This is a genomic window from Planctopirus limnophila DSM 3776, assembly GCF_000092105.1.
GTDB lineage: Bacteria > Planctomycetota > Planctomycetia > Planctomycetales > Planctomycetaceae > Planctopirus > Planctopirus limnophila.
In genome coordinates this window covers 216,546-242,293 of the sequence record NC_014148.1, presented here as the reverse complement: position 1 = coordinate 242,293, position 25,748 = coordinate 216,546, and the positions used below count along the sequence as shown (strand labels likewise).

General features: G+C 53.7%; 24 protein-coding genes. 8 read left to right on the top strand and 16 right to left on the bottom strand.

Features of this window, described 5'->3' with window-relative positions; translation table 11 throughout:
• Nucleotides 1-89: 89 nt before the first annotated feature.
• Complete coding sequence (locus tag PLIM_RS00945; protein WP_013108469.1) at nucleotides 90-1,376, bottom strand: protein-L-isoaspartate(D-aspartate) O-methyltransferase; 1,287 nt, start codon at nucleotides 1,374-1,376, stop codon at nucleotides 90-92.
• Nucleotides 1,377-1,618: 242 nt separating this feature from the next.
• On the opposite strand from PLIM_RS00945, the gene dapF reads away from it, so the two are divergent.
• Together dapF and arsA are read left to right on the top strand one after the other, a co-directional pair.
• A complete protein-coding gene (gene dapF, locus PLIM_RS00940; protein ID WP_013108468.1) occupies nucleotides 1,619-2,461 on the top strand; it encodes a diaminopimelate epimerase in 843 nt (280 codons plus the stop codon).
• 57 nt (nucleotides 2,462-2,518) lie between these two features.
• Nucleotides 2,519-4,330, top strand: coding sequence for an arsenical pump-driving ATPase (gene arsA, locus PLIM_RS00935; protein ID WP_013108467.1), 1,812 nt, complete (start codon nucleotides 2,519-2,521; stop codon nucleotides 4,328-4,330).
• A gap of 59 nt (nucleotides 4,331-4,389) precedes the next feature.
• On the opposite strand, the gene PLIM_RS00930 is transcribed toward arsA, so the two are convergent.
• Both PLIM_RS00930 and PLIM_RS00925 read right to left on the bottom strand, forming a co-directional pair.
• Nucleotides 4,390-4,881 (bottom strand): hypothetical protein, encoded by a 492-nt coding sequence (locus PLIM_RS00930; protein ID WP_013108466.1) that lies wholly within the window; start codon nucleotides 4,879-4,881, stop codon nucleotides 4,390-4,392.
• Between the two features lie 76 nt (nucleotides 4,882-4,957).
• Entirely contained in the window at nucleotides 4,958-5,311 is a 354-nt protein-coding gene (locus PLIM_RS00925; protein ID WP_013108465.1) for a response regulator, read from the bottom strand.
• Between the two features lie 410 nt (nucleotides 5,312-5,721).
• On the opposite strand from PLIM_RS00925, the gene ffh reads away from it, so the two are divergent.
• From ffh to rplS, 4 genes are all read left to right on the top strand, one after another.
• Nucleotides 5,722-7,197, top strand: a complete 1,476-nt coding sequence (gene ffh, locus PLIM_RS00915; RefSeq protein WP_013108464.1) for a signal recognition particle protein — start codon at nucleotides 5,722-5,724, stop codon at nucleotides 7,195-7,197.
• A 209-nt stretch (nucleotides 7,198-7,406) separates the two neighbouring features.
• On the top strand, nucleotides 7,407-7,766 hold the full coding sequence (gene rpsP / locus PLIM_RS00910; protein ID WP_013108463.1) for a 30S ribosomal protein S16: 360 nt from the start codon (nucleotides 7,407-7,409) through the stop codon (nucleotides 7,764-7,766).
• A 105-nt stretch (nucleotides 7,767-7,871) separates the two neighbouring features.
• Complete coding sequence (gene trmD / locus PLIM_RS00905; RefSeq protein WP_013108462.1) at nucleotides 7,872-8,609, top strand: tRNA (guanosine(37)-N1)-methyltransferase TrmD; 738 nt, start codon at nucleotides 7,872-7,874, stop codon at nucleotides 8,607-8,609.
• 87 nt (nucleotides 8,610-8,696) lie between these two features.
• Nucleotides 8,697-9,062: a 50S ribosomal protein L19 gene (rplS, locus tag PLIM_RS00900; RefSeq protein WP_013108461.1), complete on the top strand. Its 366-nt coding sequence runs from the start codon at nucleotides 8,697-8,699 to the stop codon at nucleotides 9,060-9,062.
• A gap of 203 nt (nucleotides 9,063-9,265) precedes the next feature.
• Here rplS and PLIM_RS00895 read toward each other — a convergent pair whose 3' ends face one another.
• The 10 genes from PLIM_RS00895 to PLIM_RS24500 form a co-directional block, all read right to left on the bottom strand.
• A complete protein-coding gene (locus PLIM_RS00895; protein ID WP_013108460.1) occupies nucleotides 9,266-9,667 on the bottom strand; it encodes a FoF1 ATP synthase subunit delta/epsilon in 402 nt (133 codons plus the stop codon).
• A gap of 143 nt (nucleotides 9,668-9,810) precedes the next feature.
• A complete protein-coding gene (atpD, locus tag PLIM_RS00890) occupies nucleotides 9,811-11,256 on the bottom strand; it encodes a F0F1 ATP synthase subunit beta (RefSeq protein ID WP_013108459.1) in 1,446 nt (481 codons plus the stop codon).
• 141 nt (nucleotides 11,257-11,397) lie between these two features.
• Nucleotides 11,398-12,291 carry an ATP synthase F1 subunit gamma gene (gene atpG / locus PLIM_RS00885; RefSeq protein ID WP_013108458.1) on the bottom strand — a complete coding sequence of 298 codons (894 nt, stop codon included), beginning with the start codon at nucleotides 12,289-12,291 and terminating at the stop codon, nucleotides 11,398-11,400.
• 137 nt (nucleotides 12,292-12,428) lie between these two features.
• On the bottom strand, nucleotides 12,429-13,940 hold the full coding sequence (gene atpA, locus PLIM_RS00880) for a F0F1 ATP synthase subunit alpha (RefSeq protein WP_013108457.1): 1,512 nt from the start codon (nucleotides 13,938-13,940) through the stop codon (nucleotides 12,429-12,431).
• The gene (gene atpH / locus PLIM_RS22190) at nucleotides 13,897-14,526 is read right to left on the bottom strand and encodes an ATP synthase F1 subunit delta (protein WP_013108456.1); all 630 of its coding nucleotides are present in this window, start codon (nucleotides 14,524-14,526) and stop codon (nucleotides 13,897-13,899) included. Before atpH ends, atpA begins: the two co-directional genes overlap by 44 nt.
• Nucleotides 14,527-14,606: 80 nt before the next feature.
• Complete coding sequence (gene atpF / locus PLIM_RS00870) at nucleotides 14,607-15,323, bottom strand: F0F1 ATP synthase subunit B (protein ID WP_013108455.1); 717 nt, start codon at nucleotides 15,321-15,323, stop codon at nucleotides 14,607-14,609.
• A gap of 303 nt (nucleotides 15,324-15,626) precedes the next feature.
• On the bottom strand, nucleotides 15,627-15,917 hold the full coding sequence (gene atpE / locus PLIM_RS00865; protein ID WP_013108454.1) for an ATP synthase F0 subunit C: 291 nt from the start codon (nucleotides 15,915-15,917) through the stop codon (nucleotides 15,627-15,629).
• 154 nt (nucleotides 15,918-16,071) lie between these two features.
• Nucleotides 16,072-17,091: a F0F1 ATP synthase subunit A gene (gene atpB / locus PLIM_RS00860; protein ID WP_013108453.1), complete on the bottom strand. Its 1,020-nt coding sequence runs from the start codon at nucleotides 17,089-17,091 to the stop codon at nucleotides 16,072-16,074.
• Nucleotides 17,092-17,189: 98 nt separating this feature from the next.
• Nucleotides 17,190-17,663 (bottom strand): hypothetical protein, encoded by a 474-nt coding sequence (locus PLIM_RS00855; protein ID WP_013108452.1) that lies wholly within the window; start codon nucleotides 17,661-17,663, stop codon nucleotides 17,190-17,192.
• Nucleotides 17,664-19,027: 1,364 nt separating this feature from the next.
• On the bottom strand, nucleotides 19,028-19,237 hold the full coding sequence (locus tag PLIM_RS24500; RefSeq protein WP_196349505.1) for a hypothetical protein: 210 nt from the start codon (nucleotides 19,235-19,237) through the stop codon (nucleotides 19,028-19,030).
• Between the two features lie 208 nt (nucleotides 19,238-19,445).
• On the opposite strand from PLIM_RS24500, the gene PLIM_RS24495 reads away from it, so the two are divergent.
• The gene (locus tag PLIM_RS24495; RefSeq protein WP_196349504.1) at nucleotides 19,446-20,201 is read left to right on the top strand and encodes a DUF4912 domain-containing protein; all 756 of its coding nucleotides are present in this window, start codon (nucleotides 19,446-19,448) and stop codon (nucleotides 20,199-20,201) included.
• A gap of 273 nt (nucleotides 20,202-20,474) precedes the next feature.
• Entirely contained in the window at nucleotides 20,475-21,647 is a 1,173-nt protein-coding gene (locus tag PLIM_RS00840; protein WP_013108449.1) for a S1C family serine protease, read from the top strand.
• Nucleotides 21,648-21,890: 243 nt separating this feature from the next.
• Here PLIM_RS00840 and PLIM_RS00835 read toward each other — a convergent pair whose 3' ends face one another.
• The 3 genes from PLIM_RS00835 to PLIM_RS00820 form a co-directional block, all read right to left on the bottom strand.
• Nucleotides 21,891-22,217, bottom strand: a complete 327-nt coding sequence (locus tag PLIM_RS00835; RefSeq protein WP_013108448.1) for a hypothetical protein — start codon at nucleotides 22,215-22,217, stop codon at nucleotides 21,891-21,893.
• Nucleotides 22,218-22,608: 391 nt separating this feature from the next.
• Nucleotides 22,609-24,186, bottom strand: a complete 1,578-nt coding sequence (gene guaA, locus PLIM_RS00825; RefSeq protein ID WP_013108446.1) for a glutamine-hydrolyzing GMP synthase — start codon at nucleotides 24,184-24,186, stop codon at nucleotides 22,609-22,611.
• Nucleotides 24,187-24,406: 220 nt separating this feature from the next.
• The gene (locus PLIM_RS00820) at nucleotides 24,407-25,498 is read right to left on the bottom strand and encodes a DUF1559 domain-containing protein (protein ID WP_013108445.1); all 1,092 of its coding nucleotides are present in this window, start codon (nucleotides 25,496-25,498) and stop codon (nucleotides 24,407-24,409) included.
• Nucleotides 25,499-25,748: the final 250 nt, after the last annotated feature.

Sequence of the window (25,748 nt, the reverse complement as noted above, 5' to 3'; positions counted from 1 at the left end):
TAAAGATATTTTTTTCATATTGTAATTAAACACTCAGAACAGTCACACACTGCACACTGCATAACCATTTTCTACGCTGAGTTGTTGAACTACGGCTTCCGAAACGGTGTGCGAATCTGCAGGTCGTCGATCGTTAAGTCGCCTGTCGCTCCTTGAAGGCTCATAAAAATGATGGCTTCCCGGGCTTTGGTGGGAATGGCAAAGCTCTTGCGAAACTCCTGCCATTCGTAAGTTCCCGTCGAGATCGGCACGCTGACCTCGGCCACTGTCCGGCGGAGGTCATCAAAGAAAATCACCGATAGCTCGGGCCGCTCGTTCCCATCCCGGCTCGACCGCAAGCCTTTGGCCTTGGCCCATAAGCTGACATCCATCGTCCCCAGACGAATCCCGTCGACAGGCATCCCTTGCACCAGTTGCGCCATACGACCGGGCTCGCTGTTACTGAGCGTCACGGCCACTTTGCCACCATGTACGTCGGCCGTTTCGAGCTTCACCTGTCGCTGGTAATACCAGTGATCGACCATGCCGTCATTGTTTTCATCCGTTTCAAAGTCGCCATTCACCAGTTGAGGATGCATGGGATCAGGCTTGACCTTGCGCTCATCTTCGGCGGCACCGGTCATCGGGACAAACAGCACAGGAATCAGCTTCTGGCTGATCATCTGGCCGTCTTTCTTCTCCATGAGATGAAAGACCTGCTGGTATCGTTCTCCTAAGGGGATGATCATTTTGCCACCTTCCTTGAGTTGATCAACCAGCGGCTTGGGTACATCCTCGGGGGAGCAGGTCACCAGAATTTTGTCGAACGGGGCATGCTCGGCCCACCCCTGGTAGCCATCGCCCACCTTCACCTTCACATTGTTATAGCCCAGCCTTTTCAGACGTTCGGCGGCGGTCTTTCCTAGTGGCTCCACAATCTCGATCGTGTAGACCTCCTGCACCAGATTTGAAAGCACAGCCGCCTGATAGCCACTTCCCGTCCCGATTTCGAGCACCTTATCGGTCGGCTGTGGATCAATGGCTTCGGTCTCATAGGCCACAATGTAAGGGGGAGAAATCGTCTGCTTATGGCCAATCGGCATGGCCTGGTCGAAATAGGCCTGCTGCTTTTGAGTCGGCAACACGAACTCATGACGAGGCACTTGACGCATCGACGAGAGCACACGCGGATTCTTGACCCCTTCGCGTTCAATGAACTCGGTGACCATCTGATGCCGGGGTGCCAGGTACGGGTCACGCGGCTGTGCGAAAACCGGCGGCAGTTCCAAACCCAGCCACAACGTCACCATCGCCAAGAAAACGGCTGGCAAATCCGTCTTCTGGAGCCGAGTTGATATCGAAGGAAGTTTGCATTCCCGATGTTGAACGTGAGGCATACGCATGCAACTCCTCGGATGAAATTACGGGGCGGATGTAACTACCAAATCAACCAGCAGTTCGGTCGAAACCAGCCATTCAGGCCACCCACTGGATTTTGTGATGAAACCATTCAAAACCTATCATCGGGCAGAAGTTGGAGGCGAGGCAAGAGCAGGTCGGTTATCCTGAAGGAAAGTTTGTTTCCGGTCGTCCTGATCGAAGAGCCAGCCCGCACCCTTTTGCAGAGAGAATGACTTCGATGCGTTTCACTAAAATGCATGGAATCGGCAATGATTACGTCTATGTGAATCTGTTCGCAGAGAAACTTCCGCTCGCTGCGCCCGATTTGGCCCGAATCGTTTCGAACCGCTACAAGGGAATTGGTGGCGACGGGCTGATCCTCATTGGCCCATCCGAACGCGGCGATGCCCGCATGCAGATGTTCAATGCCGACGGCAGCGAATCGGAAATGTGCGGCAACGGCGTTCGCTGTGTGGCCAAGTATGTCTATGATCACGGCATTGCCAAAAAGCCTGAACTCAGAATTGAGACTGGCCGAGGTGTGTTGACTCTCCAGATGTTTGCGGGCTCTTCTGGTAAGGCGGAACGTGTCCGCGTCAACATGGGGACACCGATTCTCAAAAGTGCTGATATCCCCACAGCATTGCCCGGGGATCCGCCTGTGAATCAACCGCTGGTTGTGGGCGACAAAACCATCTCCGTCACCTGTGTTTCGATGGGGAATCCGCATTGCGTGACATTTGTGGATGAGCTGACGGATGCCTGGGTGCTGGGCCTTGGGCCGCAAGTCGAAGTGCATGCCGCTTTTCCACGCCGGGTGAATGCCGAGTTCGCACAGGTCCTTTCGCGGACCGAAATTCAATTGCGTGTCTGGGAACGTGGCAGTGGTGAAACTCAGGCGTGTGGAACGGGAGCTTGTGCCACACTCGTGGCAGGTGTGCTCTCTGGTCGGACTGACCATCAGGCACTGATTCATCTTCCTGGTGGTGATCTCGAGATTGAATGGCCCGATGAAAAGGAAGTCTTTATGACGGGCCCCGCGACCGAAGTTTTTACTGGTGAGTGGTTCCCTGAGGTTTGATCTCGATGGGAAATCGCTGCCTTCAATCTGCCTGCTGAACACATGAGGAGATTCTCGATGCCCACTGCGACGACGAAAAGCATAGCCAGTGGGTTAGCCCCTTTAGTCGAGCAACCTCCCCGCCATCTGTTCTTTACGGGGCAGGGGGGTGTGGGCAAGACATCGATTGCGAGTGCCGTGGCTATTGCACTTGCTGAGTCGGGCCGTCGCGTGCTGATTGTTTCCACCGATCCTGCTTCAAATCTCGATGAGGTTTTTGAAACACAACTCGGCAATCGCCCGACGCCGGTGCACAATATTCCGGGCTTGTGGGGTTTGAATCTGGATCCTCATCAGGCTGCAGCCGAGTATCGAGAGAAGATGGTGGGGCCTTATCGCGGGGTTTTACCTGAGTCAGCGATCGCTAGCATTGAAGAACAGTTTTCAGGAGCCTGTACCGTCGAGATTGCCGCCTTTGATCAGTTCGCTCAATTATTGGGAGACGAGCGCACGACAAAAGATTTCGACCATGTGATTTTTGATGCCGCTCCGACGGGGCACACTCTCAGGCTCCTGGCGTTACCTTCTTCCTGGGCCAGCTATCTCGATGCCAATACTACAGGAACCACTTGTATTGGCCCACTGGCAGGGCTGGCGGCTCAACAAAAGCTGTATCACGCAACGGCTCATGCGCTATGCGATGGCGAACTGACGACGTTAGTGCTCGTGACGCGGCCCGAAAGCTCGGCCATACGGGAAGCAGCGCGTACCAGTCATGAACTCCAGGCTTTAGGTGTTGAGCAGCAATGGCTGGTGATCAATGGACTCTTTGAAGCCACATCGACCGACCCGCTGGCCATGGCGATGGAACAGCGTATGCAAGCGGCTCTGGCTGCCTTGCCTGATGAACTGAAAAAACTTCCGTCAATCACAGTCCCTTTCCAACCCGGTGGCCTCATTGGAAAAGCCGCTCTCCAACATCTCGGCCATTCCGTCGAGACTGTGACGAATTCACAAGCAGCATCTGCTCAGGGGACACCAACATCCGAAGAAGAATTCCCCCCCTGGAAGAGTCTGCAGGAATTGACGAGCGAACTGGCCCAGAGGGAGCACGGCGTCATCATGACGATGGGCAAAGGAGGGGTGGGCAAAACGACCATTGCCGCTGCTATTGCGATCCGGCTGGCCCAACTGGGGCGGAATGTTCTGCTCACGACGACGGACCCAGCGGGTCATATTGTCGGATTGGTCGAAACTGGCGAGTTGCCGCTGCTTTCAGTGGAGCGCATTGATGCACACGCAGAAACAGAACGTTATCGCGAAGAAGTGAGACAAACTGCCGGGGCTCAACTGGATGATGCCGGCAGAGCCCTCTTAGAGGAAGATCTCAGGTCACCCTGCACTGAAGAAATTGCAGTGTTCCGGGCTTTTGCACGCACTGTTGCTCGGGGAAAACAGCAGATTGTGGTGCTCGATACCGCACCCACAGGACACACAATTCTCCTGCTTGATGCGGCCATGGCCTTTCATCAAGAAGCTCAGAGGCTTACCAATCAGGTCTCTGAGGAAGTTGCCCAACTGCTCCCGGTGCTCAGGGACCATCAGCAGACACGCATTCTGCTGATTACGCTTCCCGAAGCGACTCCGGTGCATGAAGCGAGACTACTGCAGGCCGATCTTCAGCGGGCAGGTATGGAACCGATGGGCTGGGTCGTGAATCAATCACTTTCGCTGCTGGATATGTATGATCCGGGCCTCGTGACCCGCAAGAGCTTTGAGCGGAAGTATATTGTCGAAGTGGCCCAAGCTCATCCATCAATGATGACCATCGTTCCCTGGCAAGCTACCATCCCTACGGGTGCTGCCGGTTTACTTTCGATGACGGAATAATGAATGAAAAGAGGCTTTTGCTCGCCCCGCGTGAGTCAAAGCGTGAATTGCGACAAAGCTCAGGGCTGTTTTGTTATCTCCGCTTCCTGGCGCGAAATCGATTTTAATTGAATCGCGTAATTCGCCAGCGAGAGTAGCGGGACAATCAAGATCCCGTAGGCAAAGAATCCGATGGTCAGATTGTGCCAGTGCATCCGCGAGAGGATTTTCCGGGCATCAGCCGGGGTGGCCCAGAAGAGATGCTCGTACTGCAGAACGTAGATCATGATTCCCGAATAGGTGTGGAATTTGACCATGACCAGTTGCTGAGGCGCTGCTTCGAGTTCAGACGGCGGACAGACATAAGCCGTCACATCCTGAAAGAACCGAGCCTGTGAGTTGGTTGCCGACCGTTCGAACCATCGCAGCCCCTTGATGATGGCGATGACCACCACGATGAAGACGCCGATGAAGACTACGGAGAGAAATGCGATCCACAAGTTGACCAACCACGGGAGCGGCTGCTGGGCCAACACCATTCCGCTATCCCCAGCGAGGATCGAATGGATCATGGCGAACTCCTGGCGTGACGAAAACCACCCGCACGTTTATGATCAAAACGCCTACAGTTCGTCTTTTGCCCATGATCTAATGGCGAACTGGCAACAGCGATTCAATCGTCTGCAATAATTCCGCCATCTGGTAGGGCTTGGAAATCAGCCTCGTTTCCGGGTTAAGGTTTATGGAGACAGTTCCAATAACCACATGCCGCATGGCTGGCGTTTCTGTCTTCTCTGCCGATTCAGCATCCGTCGAGTGCGGCATGGCATCCGCATCCAGCACAACAATGTCGAAAGGGTCAGCCGTCGTGTGTCTGGTTTCGAGGTCGCTGTAGCGCCTTAAGCGAGTCACTTCATATCCCTGCGGCGAAAGCACGGCATCCAGTACGGCATGGGTATCCGTTTGGTCGGCCACCACAGCCAGTCGACATCCCTGTCTCATGAAGTGCTCCCCGCAAAAGGCCTGAATGAGCCATCTTCATCCTTGAAGATTGGCCATCACGCCAGCGGGAAGTTAGTTCACTCGCCAGACTCTGTCAAAATCAGTTTCCGGGTGGTAAATCGAACCAGTCATATGAGTGATCGTTGATAAGATTGTTTTATGGCAGTCTGGCAGAAATTTGCTTTCTGCGAGATGAATCCAAAAACAGATTCAATTTGCCACTTGGCTCAAAAAACTGAACAAAAAACCACTCCCTTGCGGTGGCTTGTCAGCGATCAAAGCACTTTATATTCTTTCACATGGAAGTTTTACCCCGGCTCCTGGGCACGTTGTTGCCTGGATCGTCGCTGAGGCGACGCCGCACGGCAGATACTGTGCGCTCCGGAATTGATGAACCCGAGTGATGATCAATGTTTGAATCGATTACCCAAGGCCTGCAAGGGGCTCTCACGGGCATTTTCCGTTCTGGGAAATTGACCGAAGCCAATATCCGCGAAGGACTTAAGCAAGTCCGGCAGGCGCTCCTCGAAGCCGACGTTGAATACAACGTGGCCACGCAGTTTATTGAAAAAGTGACTGCCGAGGCTGTGGGTGAAAAGGTTCTCAAATCACTTCGACCCGACGAACAACTCATCGGGATTGTTCATCAGCAGCTCATTGCCCTCATGGGGCCGACTGATCACTCGCTGCATCTCCGGCGGGATGGCATCAACAAGATTATGATGTGCGGCCTCCAGGGGGCCGGTAAAACGACCACTTGCGGCAAACTGGCCCGCAAGTTGAAGGCCGAAGGCTGGAAACCTCTGATGGTGGCTGCCGACATGCAGCGACCTGCGGCTATTGAACAGCTCAAAACTCTGGGCCAGCAACTGGATGTTCCCGTGTATGCCGAAGCCCCTGGCGGCAACCCGGTGGCTGTCTGTAAAAATGGTCTGGCTCATGCCAAGACGGCCGGCGCGAATGTCGTCATCTTCGATACGGCGGGGCGCCTTCACGTTGACGACCGCTTGATGTTCGAGCTGGAGCAGATCGATTCGCGCGTCCAGCCTGATCAGGTCTATCTCGTCTGCGATGCCATGACTGGCCAGGATGCGGTTCGCTCGGCCAAGGCTTTCAACGATGCCCTTGAACTCGACGGCGTGATTCTCACCAAGCTCGATGGCGATACGCGCGGCGGGGCTGCCATCAGCGTCAAGCAGGTTACGGGTGTCCCGATCAAGTTCGTCGGGATGGGTGAGCAACTCGACCGGCTCGAGCCCTTCCATCCGGATCGTATGGCCGGTCGAATTCTGGGAATGGGTGATATTGTCACCTTGTTCGAAAGAGCCCAGGAAGAGTTCGATGCGGAGGAAATGGAGCGGCAGCAGCAGCGAATGCTCAAGGGCCGCTTCACGCTGGAAGACTTCCGTAATCAGATGAAGCAGGTGCGTCGGCTGGGCTCACTGGGCGATATCATGAAAATGATCCCCGGTATGGGTGGGCTGCTCGATCAGTTTCAAAACATTGATGCCGAAAAAGATATGGGTCGGATTGACGCGATCATCAGCTCGATGACTCTCGATGAACGGCAAAATCCAGATCGGATTGATCGTTCCCGCCGCACGCGTATTGCCCGCGGAAGTGGTACCGATCCTGCCGATGTGAATCGTTTGCTCAAAGACTTCGACAATATGTCGAGCATGATGCAGAAGATGTCCGGGCTGGGTGTTAAGGATCGTTTCCGTGCCGTGCAGGACCTGGCCAAAGTGGGCGGGATGAATCCTGCAGCGGGTTTGCAGGCACAGAAACAACGCAGCAAACGTGGCCCGGCTGATGCGGACCTTGCTGCGGAAAAGAAGAAAAAAGCTCGAAAAGAAGCGAAGAAACAGCGGAAAAAGAACCGCTGATCTGTCGCCAGGCATTGCCGGGCAGAACTCCCGGGGATTTTCCGGTGGCTCGAAACTTTGTGGTTTCAATCGCAAGTCTTCGAGTGATGTTTTGAGTGGAATTGAGAAGGTTGCATCTCTACAGGTTCATAACGCGTGTGTGTTGCAGGCGATTGAATCTGCAGACAATTGTCGGTCGGTGTTTCGCCCGGTCGAGTGAGGAGGATTGAGTGGCAGTTCGGATTCGCATGAAGAAGATTGGGCGTAAGCACCGTCCATTTTACCGCATCTGTGTGATGGACTCACGAGTTCACCGTGAAGGGAAAGCGATCGAAGAAATTGGCTGGTACGACACCGCCATCGATGACAAATCGAAGCGTGTCAAGATCAACCTGGAACGTGTTGATTACTGGGTCAGTGTCGGCGCCAGCCTCTCTGATCGTGTGGCTACACTCGTCAAGAAGATCAAGACCAACAAGTTCGGTGTGAAGGCTGCTCCTCCCGCGCTGATTGCTCCCAAGGTCAAGGAAGCTGCTCCCGCCGAAGGTGGTGAAGCTCCTGCTGAAGGTGGCGAAAGCACAGAAGGTTAAATCGTCGGCCAGTTGAATCATCGGCCCTAAACTGCCGGTGGATTCGAGAGTTTTCGATCACAATCCATTGTTCAATATGACGTAAGTCGATTGAAAGCTGAGGCCATGAGGTTCGATGTCCTGACGCTGTTTCCAGGGATCTTCGCTGGCTATCTGCAGCAAAGCCTTCTCAATAAGGCGATTGAAGCAGGTAAGGTCGGCGTGCATCTGTGGAACTTCCGCGAATGGACGACCGATAATCATCACTCGGTTGACGATAAGCCTTATGGCGGTGGGCCAGGCATGCTCATCATGTGCCCGCCGGTTTTTGATTGTGTCGAGCATGTGCAGGCTCAGGGAGATGCTCCCGGCCAACTGATCATGCTCACGCCAGCGGGTCGAAAGCTCGATCAGCGTCTGGTGGAAGAACTCTCGACTCACAAACGTCTGGTTTTGTTATGTGGTCGTTATGAAGGTTTTGATGAACGGATCGCTGAAGGATTGAAGCCGATGGAAGTTTCGGTGGGTGACTTTATTGCCAATGGTGGTGAAGTGCCGGCCATGCTTCTGATCGACACTGTCATTCGGTTGATTCCCGGAGTGCTGGGTGACGAAACCAGCCATAAGTATGAATCATTCGCCCAGAGTGGACAGCTTGAATATCCGCAGTACACCCGTCCCAGGGAGTATCGCGGGATGAAAGTTCCCGATGTCCTGCTGGAGGGAAACCATCAGGCCATTGCGGCCTGGAGAGAACAGCAAAGTCAGGAAAGGACAGCCACCCGTCGCCCGGCTGTGGAGCTTCAAAGAGCTTCCGTACAGGCGATGAGATCTTCCTCCGAGATTTTGCCTTTGCCGAAGTGATTGTCGTTGTTTCGCACGTTTAACACAGTTTTTTCACCGGAGATGCCAGGCAACTCCGGCAGACAAGCAGCCAGAGGATTTTGAATCATGCAACACAAACTATTGCAGGCGGCGGAAGCATCCAGCCTGCGTACCGATGCTCTCGAATTCGAGATTGGTGACACCGTCGACGTGCACCAGCGTATTCTCGAAGGGGACAAAGAGCGTATCCAGATCTTCAATGGCGTGGTCATTGCCCGTCGTCATGGGGGAACCCGCGAGAACTTCACCGTCCGTCGCATTGTGGCGGGTGAAGGTGTCGAGCGTACCTTCCCGATCCACTCACCAAAGGTCGCGAAGATCGTCGTCAAGCGTCACGGTAAGGTCCGCCGAGCCAAGTTGTTCTTCCTCCGCGATCGCGTTGGTAAGGCCACTCGCCTCACCGAACGACTCACGAAGAAGGGCGACGAGTGATCATCACCTTCAGCAAGTTGACCGGTTGAACTTCACCAGTTCCGCTCCGGATAGGCTTGCTGGAAACTCTGGAGTGGACTCTTCTTCATCCAGGGAATGTCGATCCAAAAATCAGAAAGCCCGATGCACTTAAGCATCGGGCTTTTCTTCTTGTTGCAACAGTGGATTTGTAGTGCTCGATTTGAAGTCTGGTGATTGGAAACCTACTGATCAGCCAGAGCCAGCATGCGACGTGCTCGATTCTGCTCCTTCTGGCGTTGGCTGACTTCGTTATCAGAGGTTGCCTTTTTGGTAAGAGCCGCATCGAGAACCTTGCTGGCCTCGTCACGGGTCAGGCTCGCCAGAGGACGACACGAAGATGTCAGAATCGTGACGACGTTCTGAGCGATCTGCACAAAACCACCATCCACGAAGTATCGCGACTCACCACTGTCGTCGATGAAAACCAGCTCGTCATACCCCAGACGGCCAATCAATGGGGCGCGACCGGGAAGTACACCCGTCATACCATCAGCCAGCGGGAACTGAACGCTCCGCACCACCTGGTCAATCACCGGTTTTTCAGGCGTTACAACGGTCAGTCGCAAACTGTCACCAAGAGCCATAATCGGCCATCCCAATCAAATGCTTCGGAGGGCGTGGAAAGTCAAAGTTCCGCTAAGTTATTAGCAATCCGGGATCGTTCACCTGGCCCAGAGGTCATCGCGATACCAACTGGGCCAAGTTCAAACCATCGTCAGCAAGGTGATTAAGCCTTAGCCATCTTCTCAGCCTGAGCCACGGCTTCTTCAATGGCACCCACATACATGAAGGCACTTTCAGGCAGGTCGTCCCACTTGCCATCGCAGATTTCTTCAAAGCTGCGAATCGTATCAGCCAGTGTCGTGAAGCTTCCCTTTTTCCCGGTAAAGGCTTCGGCCACGAAGAAGGGCTGCGACAGGAATCGCTCAATACGGCGGGCTCGCTTCACGACCAACTTGTCGTCTTCGCTCAATTCGTCCACACCGAGAATCGCGATGATGTCCTGAAGCTCGCGATATCGCTGCAGAATCTTCTGCACGCGGCGGGCACAGGCATAATGCCGCTCGCCCACAATCTGTGGGTCGAGAATACGGCTCGAAGAAGCGAGAGGATCGATCGCGGGGTAAAGACCCTTTTCGGCAATCTTACGCTCGAGGTAAATGAACGCATCGAGGTGCGAGAAGGCAGTGGCTGGTGCGGGGTCGGTGGGATCATCCGCAGGAACATACACAGCCTGCACAGACGTAATCGCCCCACGTTTCGTCGAAGTGATGCGTTCCTGCAGAGCACCCAGTTCGGTTGAGAGAGTTGGCTGATAACCCACTGCTGATGGCATACGTCCCAGAAGTGCCGACACTTCGGAACCGGCCTGTGAGAATCGGAAAATGTTATCCACGAACAGCAGCGTATCGGCACCGGTGGTGTCGCGGAACCATTCAGCCATGGTCAGTGCGGAAAGTGCCACGCGGAGACGGGCGCCCGGCGGCTCGTTCATCTGGCCAAAGACCATACAGGTCTGCTCGATGACCGCACGACCCGTTGAGCCAATCTGTGTTTCCTGCATTTCGAGCCAGAGATCGTTTCCTTCGCGGGTTCGTTCACCCACGCCGGCAAAGACCGAGTAACCCCCGTGGGTACTGGCGATACGAGCGATGAGTTCCTGCAGAATCACAGTCTTACCCAGACCGGCACCACCGAAGAGACCGGCTTTACCACCGCGGACGAAGGGGATTAGCAGATCCACCACCTTGATCCCGGTTTCGAAGATTTCGGTCTTGGAGCTGAGATCTTCGAGCTTGGGCGGATCGCGGTGGATGGGCCAGTGGTCTTCGGCTGCGACCTCGCCACGGCCATCAATCGGCTCACCCAGCACGTTGAAGACGCGGCCCAGAGTCCCTTTACCGACGGGAACCGAGAGTGGTGCACCAGTATCGATCACTTCGACACCACGGGCCAGACCATCGGTTGAACCCAGTGCGACGCAGCGAACTCGGCCACCACCCAGATGCTGCTGGATTTCGCCCACGACCTTGACTCGTGTCCCCTTAATTTCCACATCGACCTTAACGGCGTTGTAGATCGGAGGGAGCGAGCCCTCGGCAAACTCCGCATCGAACGTCGAACCGATGACCTGCGTAACGCGGCCAACGTGATTTGCAACAGCGGTGGACATAATGGCTCCAGATTCTGCAACGGCTTGGCTTGATTGTCTGTTGATCTGTATGACTTAACGATCAGGTTGAAGAACACTGATCGGATGATAATCGGTAAAAACTCTGTTCGGGGTGCGGTCGGATTCAAAGACTGACTGCCACTACTCCAGAGCGGCGGCTCCTCCAATGATTTCGCTGAGTTCGGAAGTAATCTGTGACTGGCGGGCTCGGTTGTAACGCTGTTTGAGTGACTTGATCATGTCGTTGGCACTCTCTGTCGCACCCTTCATCGCCACCATGCGGAAAACCTGCTCACTGACGGCAGCATCCAGGAAGCACTTGAACAATCGTGCCTTGAACGATGCCGGCACAATCTCACCCAGAATCTCTTCGGGGGAGGGCAGGAATTCATAATCAGTGGTTGCATCAGCCTCAGTCGCAGTAGATTCTGATTCCAGGTTTCCAATAGGAAGCAAGGTTTCGACCACCGGCTTTTGCTTGGCAATTCCCTGAAACTGCATGAAGGCCACATCAAACTGGTCGATTTCACCAGCGATGTACTGATCCATAATGCGATTGGCGATTTCTTCAATCTGGGCAAATGTCGGCTTGTCTTCAAACTGGGTGTAAGTCCTCACAACGGGCTGACGCTGGAACTTGTAAAAGTTGATGCCCCGCTTACCCGAAACTTCCATGTCGAGAGAGACAGCCAGGTCACGACTTCTCAGGAGCTGGCCAGCCACACGCAGCACACCTGCGTTGTAGCCACCACACAAACCTCGATTCGACGTGATGACCAGCAGAAGCCGTTTCTTGACCTGCGGCCTGACTGCCAGGAGCGGATGCGAGACCGCACTCTCCTCGCCACTTTCCCCCAATGAGGCGGAAACGTCAGCGACGATTTCTGCCAGCTTACGGGTGTAAGCGGTCGCTTCGAGAGCACGCTCCATCGCCTTCTTGAACTTGGCAGTAGCCACCAGTTCCATAGTCCGCGTGATCTTTTTGATATTGCGGACGGCTTTGAGCCGCTTGACGATTGCTCGTGCTTTGGCCATGTAACGACCTGACCTCTCCATCCAGAAAAAACACAAGAGACAACGTTTGCCAGATACCTCAGCTCATGATCAAGCGATTCCGTGTTCGACTGAGATCATGATTGGCATGTCTCAGTCGATGGGCGGAATCCTTTGATCTACTTTGGCTGCCAGCGTTTCTTGAATCCTTCCAGAATGGTCTTGAGTTGAGCTTCCTGGGCATCATCGAGCGTCTTGCTGCTGATGAGATTTTCACGGAATGCCGCGTGTTCCAGACGAACGTATTCCAGCAGCTGCTTTTCAGCTTCTGCCACCTGGTTGACTGGTACAGAATCGAAATAACCGCGAGTCCCTGCGTAAATACTCACGATCTGATCAGCGGCAGCGAGTGGCACATACTGTGGCTGCTTGAGCAGTTCGACCATGCGGTAGCCGCGATCCACCTGCTTCTGAGTGGCGGCATCGAGTTCGGTGCCCAACTGAGCAAACGCTTCGAGCTCTCGGAAGGCTGCCAAATCCAGTCGCAAGCTACCGGCGACCTTTTTCATTCCCTTTGTCTGAGCATTACCACCCACGCGAGAGACCGAAATACCAACGTTGATGGCAGGGCGAACCCCCGCGAAGAACAGGTCGGGTTCCAGGTAAATCTGACCGTCGGTGATCGAAATCACGTTTGTCGGAATATAGGCCGAAACTTCCCCTTCGAGAGTTTCGATGATCGGGAGCGCTGTCATCGAACCGCCACCAAGTTCATCACTCAGCTTGGCAGCTCGTTCGAGCAGACGACTGTGACAGTAAAATACGTCACCGGGATAAGCTTCACGACCAGGAGGACGACGCATCAGCAGTGACAGCTGACGGTAGGCGACTGCCTGCTTGGAAAGATCGTCATACACCACCAGGGTGTGCTTGCCCTGATACATGAAGTATTCAGCAATTGCAGCACCTGCATAAGGGGCGATGTATTGCAGAGGGGCAGGGTCGGAAGCACCCGCGGCCACCACAATCGTGTAGTCCATGGCGCCGGCGGCTTTCAGAGCTTCGACCACGCCGCCAATCGAACTGGCCCGCTGACCACAGGCGACGTAAATGCAGATGACGTCGCCACCTTTTTGATTGATGATGGCGTCGATTGCAACAGCGGTCTTGCCCGTCTTGCGGTCACCGATGATGAGCTGGCGCTGACCACGACCCACAGGGGTCATGGCATCAACAGCCTTGATTCCTGTCTGCATGGGCTGCTTCACAGGTTGACGGGCAGCCACGCCTGGCGCGGTTGTTTCGAGGGGGCGGGATGATTCAGCGATAATCGGGCCGCGACCATCGAGGGCATTTCCCAGAGGATCAACCACGCGACCAATCAGGGCATCACCCACGGGAATGGAGAGCAACTGGCCAGTTGCCCGGACTTCATCCCCTTCGGAGATCTTCAGGTAGCTACCCAGAATGATCACACCGACAGAGTTTTCTTCCAGGTTGAAGACCTGACCGCGCACGCCACTGGAGAACTCCACCATTTCGCCAGACATGGCGTTGGTGAGCCCATAGACGCGCGCAATACCGTCGCCCACTTCCACAACCGTACCAACTTCGTTGGTCTGGATTTGTCCGCGGAAATCCTGGATTTCACGCTGAATAACAGAAGCGATCTCGTCCGCGTTGAATTTCATTCAGACACCTTTCGCGCAACTGAGCGCGGAGTTGTTCAAGCCGTGTTCGCAGCGAACCGTCGTAGACCATGTCACCGACACGGACCACGAGACCGCCTACCAATTCCGGATCGACCTTGACTTCCACCTGAGGTTCAAGGCCTAAAGTCTCTTTCAGGCGATTGACAACCGCCTCATATTCTTGAGGGCTCAGCGGTGCCGCACTGGTCACCTGCACCTGCTTACGCCCCAATTTCTTCTGCAATTCCAATGCGGCCACATGGCTCACTGCTCGCACGAGGTCGAGCCGGTCATGTTGGGCCAGAACCTGTAAAAATCTCACCAGGACTTCACTGGCTCGTCCTGTAAAGGTCTTTTCAACAAACGCCAGTTTCTCATCTCGACCCAAAGCCTGATTCGCAAAAACCTCTTCAAGCCCCGTCGAACCATTCAGCAAGGTCTTCGTGAACAGCTCGAGTTCTTCGACAACTTCGCTGGCCTGATCACCGGCAGCCCCAAGCAATGCTTCTGCGTAAACACGAGCCACGCCCAGAGACGAAGGATCGTCCAGAACTGAGGGGATTCTTGTTACGAGTGGCTCTTGCACGAGAACGCTCCAACTTCAAGGCCGAACATCAAAACTGCAGTCCGTTCAACAAACTTTCGAAGCCATCCAGAAGATAACCATCAATTTCTGCGTACATTCAGTTCAGCCAGAGCTTCCTGAACCAGACGCTGATGATCATCACTATTCAAACTGCGCCCCACAATGCGGCTGGTCGCATCCATGACGTGTGTCGAAAGTGTGTCGAAGAGTTGCTGCAAGGCGACATCGCGAGCCTGCTCGATTTCAGAAACTGCCCGTTTCTTCATCGTTTGAACATCCGCTTCAGCAGCAGCTGTCAAATCGACTCGAACCTTTTCGGCATCGCGCTTGGCTTCTGCAATCAACTCACGCACTGTCTCTTCCGTCTTTGCCAGCCGGGCTTCATGCTCAGCCAGAAGTTGCTGGGCTTTCAGCCGAGCGGATTCGGCTTCTTGAATATCGTTGCGAATGCGTGCTTCGCGTTGATCAAGACCAGCTGCCAAGGGCTTCCAGGCAAACTTACTGAGCAGAAAGACAAAGGCCACAAACGTGATCAGCGACCAGACCATCAAGTCAGGTTTTGGAATCATACCTGAGGGGATGGTCGATCCCTGTGAACTGTGAGCGTCTTCTGAGTGACCATGTCCGGTCGTTGAAGCCGTTTCCGAGCCGTGATCTGGCTTGGCTTTTTCATCAGCAACCGAAATCGATCCCTGAAGCAAAAGCCCAGCCATCGCACAAAAACAAAGGCTCCACAACCAGCCAGAACGACGGGCTGTCGAGGACTGGAATGTCACTTGGCAAGCTTGAGCGTACATAGTGGAAAACAATCCTTCACAGACTGCTCATCACGAGAAATCTGCCTGTTGTCGAACTGAGATCTCAGCAAACAGGAACGCCAGCGATCATAATCGTCAGGAAGGACAATCTGTGACCAGATCACCCTTCCCGCGTATACGGTGAAGTTCCAAACCAGCAGGTTCACCATCCCAGATGAGCGGCCACGATATGGCGTCCATCGTCTCAAAAGTCAGGTTCAGATCATTGATCTGCCGATCCTTAATCCCACTGGCTGAAGACAGTTAAAGGCCTTCGCAAATGAGGTAGCAAGGACACCCGCATTAGAGCATACAGATAATGAGACCGAAGAGGGTGGCACCTTCGATCAGAGCACCAGCAATAATCATGGCTGTCTGAATAGCACCGGCAGCTTCGGGCTGGCGAGCAATGCTTTCGACAGCCGAAGAACCAATCTTACCAATTCCCAGGCCAGCGCCCAGAATCACAATCCCGACGCCAATCGCCTTGACAACGATAGGGCCGGATGCAGCACCACCGTCTTGAGCCATTGCTGGAACGGCAAGAACACAGAAGGCACCCAGGATGCGAGTCATCAGAGAAAGAACCTGCACGTTAACACTCTCCTGCCAAAAATGCGCACCCATCACAGGGATGCTTTAGTTTCTGCAACCGGGATACACACCCAGCTTAATTAGTCAAAATGAACTCATTATTGAGTTCAGCAAAATCCCATTTCGAACATTCAGCACATAGCGACAACAAACATTAGTGAGGATTGACGGCCGCCCCAATGAATAACGACGCCAGCAAAGAGAACACGTAAGCCTGCAAAAAGGCTACAAACAATTCCAGAGCACCAATCGCCAACTGCCCAAAAATACTGGCGGGAGTGACTGCATACCATAAAATCCCGGAGTTCGCCGTCGCTGCAATAAAGCTCAGAAAGACAGCGATCACCACATGGCCCGCGAGCATGTTGGCAAACAATCGAATCGCCAACACGGTGTGCTTGATAAACAGCCCAGCAAGCTCAATGACGAAGATCAGTGCTTTCAGCGGTGGCCCAATGATGCCGGGAATATCCATTGAGGGAACCAGCGATTTCCAGAAACCAACAGCCCCCGATTGTTTAATCCCAGCGCCAATCGTGACCACCAGCACGCTTAACGCCAGCACGCCAGTGACACTAGTACTGGCTGTGGCCGTGCCGAAGAGAGGGAAGGCTCCCAGGAGGTTACAGAACAGAATGTAGAAAAACAGCGACCAGATGAACGGCAGAAAGCGATCTGCGTAATGAGTTCCGGTCGAAGCCAGATCCTTGGATTCATCAATGCTCGTCGCCATCACGTGACCGCCAACAGCAGCTAACTGAGGTTGCACATGGCCGTGAACATGCGTCTGCCCTGCATCGACATAAGCCTGAGCATGATAGTTCGCCTGGGCGTGAGTCTGACCGTGACCATGATCGTCGTGGTGTGCGTGAGGCTCGCTGATCGAAGATCGGACGACTTCATCCCGTACGAAAACCGCAAGAGTTTCCCAGAAATTCCACCATCTCCCTCGGGCAGGTTCGCCATTGGCAACCTGTTTCGCAAGCCCGCGGAAAATCAGGTAAACCAGCACTGCCGCCAGGACCTGCATCACCATGAATTTGGTGATCTGAAAACTGAAGATCTTGGGCAGGTGAAAGTACCCTCGGTCGATGAACGAGTACACAAACTCGGGCATCTCGAATTCGAGTGCATCACTGATATGGTGAAAGTAATCGTTGTGGTCCGCTGACATAGGATTCCGTCATTAGCTGCTAAACACAGATCTCAACGAACGAATCAATCTTCAAAATAACCGGCAATGCAAAATTAACTATCGAGAACGAGACACCCTCAAAGGTTCTCTGAACTCGCCCTGGGCAGAGATGCGAAATGCTTGAGTCCATAAAGCAGAAAGGATGTTTCAATCACCAACAGAAGAACGTAAACGACCAGTACGCTATAGAAGAACGGTTTCGTTTGCCAGTCAGAAAAGATCTTTGGCAACAAGACAATTCCAATAGCAACCGCCCCCATCCGCAAACCCATACCACCCAGTGCCGACATCGCCTGCACAGAACTTGCTGCCCCTGATGGAGCAGCTTTTACATTCTGCGAATGACGCCCCACCACCAGCCACTCATTCCAAACAACCGAAACCAGTGAAGGCACCAGACAAATAAGGCCGGCAATCAGAACTTCACGCCAGTTTTGCGAACCTTGCGACTGCAGCAGCCCCCCAACCAGTCCTCCTCCGACAAGGGCGGCGAACAAAAGCAAGCCGACCTGAAGCCCAACCAACACACCTCGACTCAAATTCACCACCATCTATTCTCTCAATCCCCAGAACCGACTCCTCGGGAGATCACCGCAAGAACACTTCGTTTCACTTGGACGTCTTACAGAACTTTCTCCAACAACATCAGTATCAGCTATCGACAGACCCTATGAGATGAGTTCCGAAGGACTGAACCTAACTTGAGACTGAGCTCCCGGACTTGGCACAACAAAGTTCTACTTAAATCGAATTTCGAGGCCCTGCCTTTTGTTGAGAATCTGACTTCGAAGATGAGGATGCGCCTAACCCCGCTTGAGAACTCGACTTGGACAACTCCTTAGCGAGCGCCAGGAGTTTCAGCATGAACAGTGCAAATCCGAGAACAGCTCCTGAAATTGTGAATACCGGTCGAGTGAGCCATTGCAAGTCAATCCAGTAACCAGCAAGGGCAGGGAGAGCCATCTGCAATCCCATGTTCCCCACGCGACTTGCCCACAAATAACCGACCGCCAGTGGACTCAACCCTCGTTGACTGGATGCATTTGTCGAGCCAGTTTTCGGCATAAAACACCTTGACAGGCTCGTTACGCATACAGCAGCGATTGGGCAGAATGTCATCTGTCGAAAATGTAATGCGTTTTCTCAGACAAAGCAATTTGGCGAGAATGATGGACTTTTTTTTCTCAGTTTTGGCCAGAATGAACTCCTTTGGCGGCGATGAATTTTCCAGTCTGAGAATTCCCCTCCATTTCTTCTTCATCAAGAATTACCCAACTGGTGTAATCGCTCCCGGGTGCAAATCTCCGTCGGCTTGTCATTCAATTGATCGAAAAATGTTCACAATATCGCAAGGATCAATTGCGACTCTCCCTGCCACTCGGGTATGACATATAGGTGCTTGTTGAAGTTAATTTTTCGAAAACAACTCGTTCTTAATCTTCCTGGATCATGGAGGGTCACATCGGCTGCAAGAAAGTAGCGACCACGCTGCTTTCTGATCGCTCGGTGTTTCGGAAGTCTCAGATTGTCAACATGTTCGGAAGTTTTGTGGCTTTTTCAGCCACTTAACCTCGATCTTCCTGGAATCTGACTCCATGCCAGCCTCCGCCAAGTCCAACCGCACTCCACCTGCCACTTCCACGTCGAAATCTGGCAAACCGAAATCTGGCCAAACGACAGCCGGGAAAGCCATGAAGGGCAAGTCCTCAGGTATCAGGGCTGGCTCGAGAACAGGGACAAAAGGCGCGCCGGCGGCTGCCAAGTCTTCTCAAGAAGTGCGGAACGGCACAAAACCGGGTAGCCGTCAATCAACTGCAAAGCAAGTCAGCCGCTCGACGACAGTTAAGTCGTCCACTGCATCGAAGCCCAAAGCTGTGACAAACACTGGCGCGTCACTTCAGGCCACCGGGACAACTCAGAAGGTGAAAACCACCCCTTCCAGAAGTTCAGCAAAGCTCATCCCGGCATCGAAATCCAAACGCTCCCCGGCAGCGATGTCCTCCGAGGCAGATTCCCGCGAGAGTTCGAAGCAGGTGAATTCAAAACGAGTGGCTGCAGCCTCCCGTCGAACAGCAAACCCGGCCTCTTCGAAGACAGCACCATCCAGTGCCAGCAAATCCACCACACAGAATTCCACCCTGGCAGTTGGTTCCTCGAAATCCAGCCTTCAATCAACGGCCACCAGTTCGATGGCGAAGAACAAGCCGACTCCTGTCGTCGCACGTGAGCCCAAGAAGCTTTCTGGAACCACAAATTCGAAGCTGAAATCCGCCAGCCCAATACACTCAGAGGTTGGAAATGGGGAGCACGAATGTCTCAATTCTCCTCATGATATGATCGAGGCCCGCCCATTGAATCCTCAATGGCTGCAGATTCGCTGGAGTCTTTCGAAGGCGACGCTGCATCGAGCCATGTCCGCCATGGCGGAAAGCTGGCATACAGCCAAGCCGACACTCAGACTCCTCGATGTGACCGACAACGATTCTGTGGTCTGCTCGAACAGTATCGTGCGAGATATTGTGGTCGGCTCGCGCGATCATCTCTGGTTCACGCATGTCGATGGCCCCGGGCGTTCGTATCGGATTGTCATTGGCTTCAGCAGTGGAGCAAAATTTCATCCGCTGGCCAAATCCAGCACGGTGCACATGGATGAAGCCATTGCCCAGCATGGGAAAGCCAGCGAAAGTAATGGAAATTCTCTGCTCGACTGGCCTGTCACAACTGCCGAAGGTCGTCTGAATCAAAACGAACTGACAGATTCTCAACTTGCCAGTCTGGCAGCACATCACTCGCGTGAGAACAGTGCCGGAGCGTTGCTTTCCAGCTTTCAGTTGAACCTGGAATCTGAGTTGATCGTTCACGGCACAACACATCCGCTGGCGATTTTAACGCTGATGGGTAAGCCAACGCCGGTCTCTCCTGAAGGCCGCTTTCAGTTGCGGATGAAACTGCTTCCCGGCCGTCAGGTGATACCGGCTGTGGCCATCGATCCCAATGGGGGAGAGGAACGCACGGTCGTGCTGGCCATTGACATCAGTTCGCGCGAACTCGAACCCCGCAACTATGACGACCCGAATAACGCCAGTTGATCGTCTCAATTTCAACCAACGGTATGCTCAATGACCTGGCGAACGTCCCCTCAGTTTGCCAGGTTTTTTGTTTCTTCTGATCGACAGTTCGGTTCACAATTTCACCCGATCCGACAACTGCGCATTTACGCCGTGGCGAGAAGGCTTACAATGCTTGAGCAACTTCCATTAACTCGTAGGCCCGGGTTTTCTGCGGATGGAGCCTGTGTTGGAGTTTGCTGTTTGTGTTGATCTCCCAATGATCATGGATGGCAGATTGCTGAAGGAGTGACGATGGCACGCAGAATCAAGTCAGCAATCCGCAAACCTATCCTTTGGATCAATACGTTCAAAGCTGTTGAGCACCGATGGTGCTCTCGATTATTGATAGCGGGCGTCTTCTGTTGGCAGGTCGATTCAGCCTGGGGGCAATTGCCAGCACTTTCAGTGATCCCGGGACTGACACAAGCTAAAGTGGTGGTCACACAAAATGGTGCTCCTTTCAGCGCAACTCCTGACGAAGAAGACGATCTGCCAGAATTTCAACCCGAGCCACCAGTCTCGGCTTTAGCACCCGTTTATGCCCGACCACTGACCGCCCCAGAACGCGAAGCTCTTCAGCAGCAGGTGACGCAGTTATTCTCGCAACTGGATCATCCCGATTTTGTGACAAGAGAACGGGCCGAAGAGAGTTTGGCTGCACTCACTCCCCGGGCGGTGAGCACTCTCCCGGAGACATGGAACACAGCCTCACTCGAAGCCAAGGTTCGACTGGCTAACGTCCTGAAGACCTGGATGGCCACTGCCGATGATCATTCCCTCGAGCAGATTTGCGATCTGTTGGAAAATCTTGAGCAGGTCTCCAACAGTACGCTCGCGATTTCCAAAGCCGCCATGCGGCAGCATGAACAGCGCACATCGGAACTGGCCATCAGACAGTTCGAGAAACTCGGCGGAGTCATTGAAAAGCAAGTGGGAGTCTTTGGTCTGAGAGGCCGTATTCAAGCAAACGAAGCTGATGAGGAAGACTTCAAAAGGTACGCCGTCATTGGTCGTGGCTATAAAGGTGGAGATGCCGGACTGCATTATCTCACCCGAATCCCTCGACTGGATCTGGTTTACTACGTCAAGAGTGCGGCTATAACCCCGAGAGCTTTGGCCGAATTGCAGGGAGATCTCCCTGGCTTACAGATTCAGGAACGAGGGCTGGCTTACCTGGGAGTCACATCGAACCAGGGTGAGACACCCATGCGACTGAGTATCGTAAAGGCAGGTAGCCCGGCTGATAAAGCCGGACTCAAGGAGGAAGATCTTGTGCTCCGCTTCGGAGGCCAGGAAGTTTCGACGTTCGACCATCTGGTCAAGCTGATTGGGGAGAAAAGCCCAGGCGATAAAGTCGAAGTGGATATTCTCCGCGATGGTCAGAGAAAACAACTGATCGTCGAACTGGGTGAGTGGAGCAAGTAGAGAGATCAGCCTGGAATTTCAGGACATCCCCAGTACTGGCCAAGTAAAAGCGTCCTGTCGATCTCCCCCGTCAATACTCACTGGGTGATGGACACCGGCCGCCTGAAGCTCCCTGGAGCAAAGAGTGCCGGGCATAAAAAAATCTCAGCGGCCAAGATGCACTCGTGGCCGCTGAGAACACTCATCATCGAAGCATTGATCCGCAAAACCTTACGGGAATGCGACTGACTCATTCCCAAGAAATTAGTTACCTTCGGAGTATCCGACGCTGTTGGCACCGCAAACCAATTCGCAGCTGCCGTTCACATCGCAGTCATCAATACTGTCTTTGTACGACGAGCCGGAGACATGGCTCTTCAGCTTGCCATAACTGTAAGCCTTAAAACCCGTAAAGCAGTACGACTGATCCAGACGGCCGATCGCGTTCGAGAGATCATTCAATTCGGTATTCACAGCCACAGCCACTTCGCTGAGGCCGACAATCACGCCCAGCACAAGAACTGTCAGCACGAGTACCAGTTCTGCCGAAATGATCGCCCCGTTTTCATCGCCATAAAGTGTCTTCAACATTCACAGAACTCCCAGTGCATGGGACGAGCAATTGACAGTGAATCGCAACACCTTGTCGCAATTGTTGGCTACTCGTCAGGTGCCACTCCCTAAGGCAGCCTTTGTGCCAAATCGCGAGGTGGTGATTTGGCAACATCCTCCTGAGAGGATCCCCACGAGAAATCGAGGTGATTTCTTTCAAATGGTGAGAATTGGCAACGCACGGAAGAATGTTGTGGGCGCGCTGCAACCCACAAGTTGAAACGGTTTGCACTTAGAAAACTGTCAATTCCGTCGATGGGTTTGAACAGGACGTTGCCCGAAGTCTTCATCTGGAAAAATCGTTTCAGCCCATAAACAAAGAAGACCGCAAGAGCGGTCTTCTGAGCAGGTAGCGATAAAGAACCAGTGATCATTCCCATTCAATCGTGCTGGGTGGCTTCGAGCTGATATCGTAAACCACTCGATTCACGCCGCGCACCTCATTGATGATCCGTGTCGAGATGATTCGCATCAGGTCGTAAGGGAGTGGATACCAGTCGGCGGTCATAAAGTCGTCAGTCGTCACAGCACGAACAGCAATCGTTTCTTCGTAGGTGCGTCCATCGCCCATCACCCCAACAGATTGAACCGGGAGAATCACGGCAAAGGCCTGCTGAATCGTTCGATAGAGACCGGCTTTACGAAGTTCTTCGAGAACAATGGCGTCGGCTTCACGCAATGCATGCAGCCGCTCAGAGGTGATTCCACCCAGGCAGCGCACACCGAGCCCTGGCCCAGGGAAGGGATGTCGCCAGATCAGTTCTTCGGATAATCCCAGCGCCAGACCCATCCGGCGAACTTCATCTTTGAACAGATCGCGGAGAGGTTCAATCAGCTCAAAGCCCAGTTGTTCGGGTAAACCACCCACATTGTGATGGTACTTAATCGTGGCGGCAGGCCCGTCGGGTGAACCACCGGATTCAATCACATCCGGGTAAAGTGTTCCCTGGGCCAGAAAACGGGCATCAGTGATCGATTCCGCTTCTTTACGGAAAACTTCGATAAAAACTCGACCAATGATCTTTCTCTTCTGCTGCGGATCGACCACTCCCGCCAGTTCCGATAAGAAGCGATGGCTGGCATCGACCACATGCAGATCGGTTTTGAAGTGATTCTGAAATCGTTCGCGAACCTTTTCGCACTCGCCTTTTCGCAGCAGGCCATTGTCCACGAAGATACACGAAAGTTGCGAACCAATCGCCTTGTAAAGCAGTGCAGCCACGACAGAAGAATCAACGCCGCCCGATAAACCACAGATGACCCGGCTGTTGCCGACCCTGGCACGAATGGCAGTCACCTGTTGCTCAATCAGCGATTCGATCTGCCAGGTTCCGGCACAGCCGCAGCACTTTCGCAGAAAGTTTTCGAGAAGCTGTTTCCCGTATTCTGAATGCGTGACTTCGGGGTGAAACTGCAGACCAAAGATCTGCCGGGATCGGTGCCGCACAGCCGCCATAGGGCAGGAGTGTGTGCTGGCAATCGGGATAAATTCATCACCGGCCTGTTGTACCTGATCGCCATGGCTCATCCAGACCGTACTGGTGGCTGGCAACCCGGCGACAAGCGGATGGTCTTCCAAAGTCGTGAGTTCAGTCCGGCCAAACTCGCGTGTCGTTCCGGCCCGAACCACGCCTCCTAAAGCCTGGCAAGTCAGTTGCATGCCGTAGCAGATGCCGAGAACGGGGATTCCGAGATTGAAAATCTCCGGGTCGCATTTGGGTGCTTTTTCTCCGTAAACGCTGGCCGGGCCACCTGAGAGAATGATTCCGCGAGGCGCCAGCTCTTTGACACGCTCGGCGGAAATGTCGTGCCGGACAAGCTGGCAGAAGACGTTCAAATCGCGGATACGACGTGCAATGAGCTGGGCTGTCTGTGAGCCAAAGTCAAGCACCAGAACAAGTTCGGATTGCAACGAAGTGGCGGCATCAGGCTGGACGGTCGCTGTCATGACGAAAGAATTTCCGCAGTCAGTAAGTTCATCCCGCAACCCATCGAGTCGGATTGTCGCCAGTAGCGCGGGAGCAAACCGTTATTGTGGCAAGGAATGTCTCGAACGGCAAACGATTCCTGCCTGTCAATAAAAACATCAACCTCTGGCTTTGAGGAAGCCAGAGGTTGGAAGAGTCATATGATGCAGTCAGGAGTCTGAGAAACTCGCTACCAGTCGTTTAGAAGTCACCTGTCGATTCACCACCAGCACGTGTCCCCAAAGCACCCCAGATTCCGTAGGGGCTGGGACCACCAATCGTTGAACCCGTTGCGAGGTCTCCTGAATTGATATTCTCATTGATGAAGCGGACAGCCCCATCAGCCATCAGTGCGTGAACGCCGCCGGTGTGTCGGCTGGTGGGAGTGACCACGCTTACTGGGGAGTCGGCATTCGTATTTGTCCCTTCAGCACAGGCAGGCGAGTTGGGTGGCAGTACCGTGTGGAAGCCGCAACGTTCAATCTGGCCGTCAGTCCAGCGAGTCCCTGAACGACCTTTAGAATTCCCGGTGGGGTAGCGGCCGTTAGTGGCTAAAGTCCGGCACTGCAAGGGGTTTGTGCGGAGAGTACCGGCAGGAACATCCATCGCCATGCCTTCCACAACCAGGCGATTACTATTGGCCGTGTAGCCAAAGTCTGCCCGGCAACGTTCGCTCATGGCAATGGTGTTGCTGGTCCCATCGGTGACGTCCCGAACTCCAAAACAACGACGGTTTGCAAAGAGACCATTCACGTTTTGCAGGTCATGATTTGATGTTCCGGTGTTGTTCGGGTCTTGAATGGTATCTCCAACACAGAACATGTAGTTGTGCGAACTCAAGGGAGTCGGATACGGATCCGAGGGACACTGCAGGCCAGCCAGCGAAACATTCCACGGCCCCCAGCCTTCCCAACCGGCGACTCCTCCGGGTGCTACAGGATTCCCGCCGAAACTCGTGCCTGAAGGGTCGCCCGCTTCAATGAGGTTGTAGAGCGGTGCCTGGTCAAAGTAAGGCAACAGGCTGACAAACCCACTGCGGCGATTCTGATTCTGGCGAGGTGCAGGATTTGTCGAGCCGCCGGTTCCCCCTTTGCGATAGACGAACATGCCAAACACGTCGTGGTAGTTGTGTAAAGACAAACCGAGTTGTTTGAGATTGTTACGGCACTGGGTGCGTCGAGCCGCTTCGCGTGCCTGTTGGACGGCGGGCAAAAGCAGGGCGATCAGAATGGCGATAATGGCAATGACAACAAGCAGTTCAATCAGTGTGAAACCTCGGCGCAGACGTACCATGATTTTCTCCAGAGATGCTTTCCGAACGGACAAAGACAGGAAATGGTGAAGAGAATGTGAGCGAATGCTCGATGTCGCATCAGGACTTATACAATCCTACATATAAACGCCCACCTCTGCGATGCTAGACGGTTTATTGAAATCCGCAAGATTGAATGAGCTTTTTTGCCGCCGACCTAAGAAATTTTGTCATGCAAGCTCCTCGCAGTTGACTCGGAGTAAACTCTGGGGCCTTTACCGCATTCAGGCT

Coding starts and splice junctions, on each gene's coding strand:
- PLIM_RS00945 (WP_013108469.1), bottom strand. CDS start 1,376: ATGCCTCACGTTCAACATCGGGAATGCAAACTTCCTTCGATATCAACT.
- dapF (WP_013108468.1), top strand. CDS start 1,619: ATGCGTTTCACTAAAATGCATGGAATCGGCAATGATTACGTCTATGTG.
- arsA (WP_013108467.1), top strand. CDS start 2,519: ATGCCCACTGCGACGACGAAAAGCATAGCCAGTGGGTTAGCCCCTTTA.
- PLIM_RS00930 (WP_013108466.1), bottom strand. CDS start 4,881: ATGATCCATTCGATCCTCGCTGGGGATAGCGGAATGGTGTTGGCCCAG.
- PLIM_RS00925 (WP_013108465.1), bottom strand. CDS start 5,311: ATGAGACAGGGATGTCGACTGGCTGTGGTGGCCGACCAAACGGATACC.
- ffh (WP_013108464.1), top strand. CDS start 5,722: ATGTTTGAATCGATTACCCAAGGCCTGCAAGGGGCTCTCACGGGCATT.
- trmD (WP_013108462.1), top strand. CDS start 7,872: ATGAGGTTCGATGTCCTGACGCTGTTTCCAGGGATCTTCGCTGGCTAT.
- rplS (WP_013108461.1), top strand. CDS start 8,697: ATGCAACACAAACTATTGCAGGCGGCGGAAGCATCCAGCCTGCGTACC.
- PLIM_RS00895 (WP_013108460.1), bottom strand. CDS start 9,667: ATGGCTCTTGGTGACAGTTTGCGACTGACCGTTGTAACGCCTGAAAAA.
- atpD (WP_013108459.1), bottom strand. CDS start 11,256: ATGTCCACCGCTGTTGCAAATCACGTTGGCCGCGTTACGCAGGTCATC.
- atpG (WP_013108458.1), bottom strand. CDS start 12,291: ATGGCCAAAGCACGAGCAATCGTCAAGCGGCTCAAAGCCGTCCGCAAT.
- atpA (WP_013108457.1), bottom strand. CDS start 13,940: ATGAAATTCAACGCGGACGAGATCGCTTCTGTTATTCAGCGTGAAATC.
- atpF (WP_013108455.1), bottom strand. CDS start 15,323: ATGTACGCTCAAGCTTGCCAAGTGACATTCCAGTCCTCGACAGCCCGT.
- atpB (WP_013108453.1), bottom strand. CDS start 17,091: ATGTCAGCGGACCACAACGATTACTTTCACCATATCAGTGATGCACTC.
- PLIM_RS00855 (WP_013108452.1), bottom strand. CDS start 17,663: ATGGTGGTGAATTTGAGTCGAGGTGTGTTGGTTGGGCTTCAGGTCGGC.
- PLIM_RS24495 (WP_196349504.1), top strand. CDS start 19,446: ATGATCGAGGCCCGCCCATTGAATCCTCAATGGCTGCAGATTCGCTGG.
- PLIM_RS00840 (WP_013108449.1), top strand. CDS start 20,475: ATGGCACGCAGAATCAAGTCAGCAATCCGCAAACCTATCCTTTGGATC.
- PLIM_RS00835 (WP_013108448.1), bottom strand. CDS start 22,217: ATGTTGAAGACACTTTATGGCGATGAAAACGGGGCGATCATTTCGGCA.
- guaA (WP_013108446.1), bottom strand. CDS start 24,186: ATGACAGCGACCGTCCAGCCTGATGCCGCCACTTCGTTGCAATCCGAA.
- PLIM_RS00820 (WP_013108445.1), bottom strand. CDS start 25,498: ATGGTACGTCTGCGCCGAGGTTTCACACTGATTGAACTGCTTGTTGTC.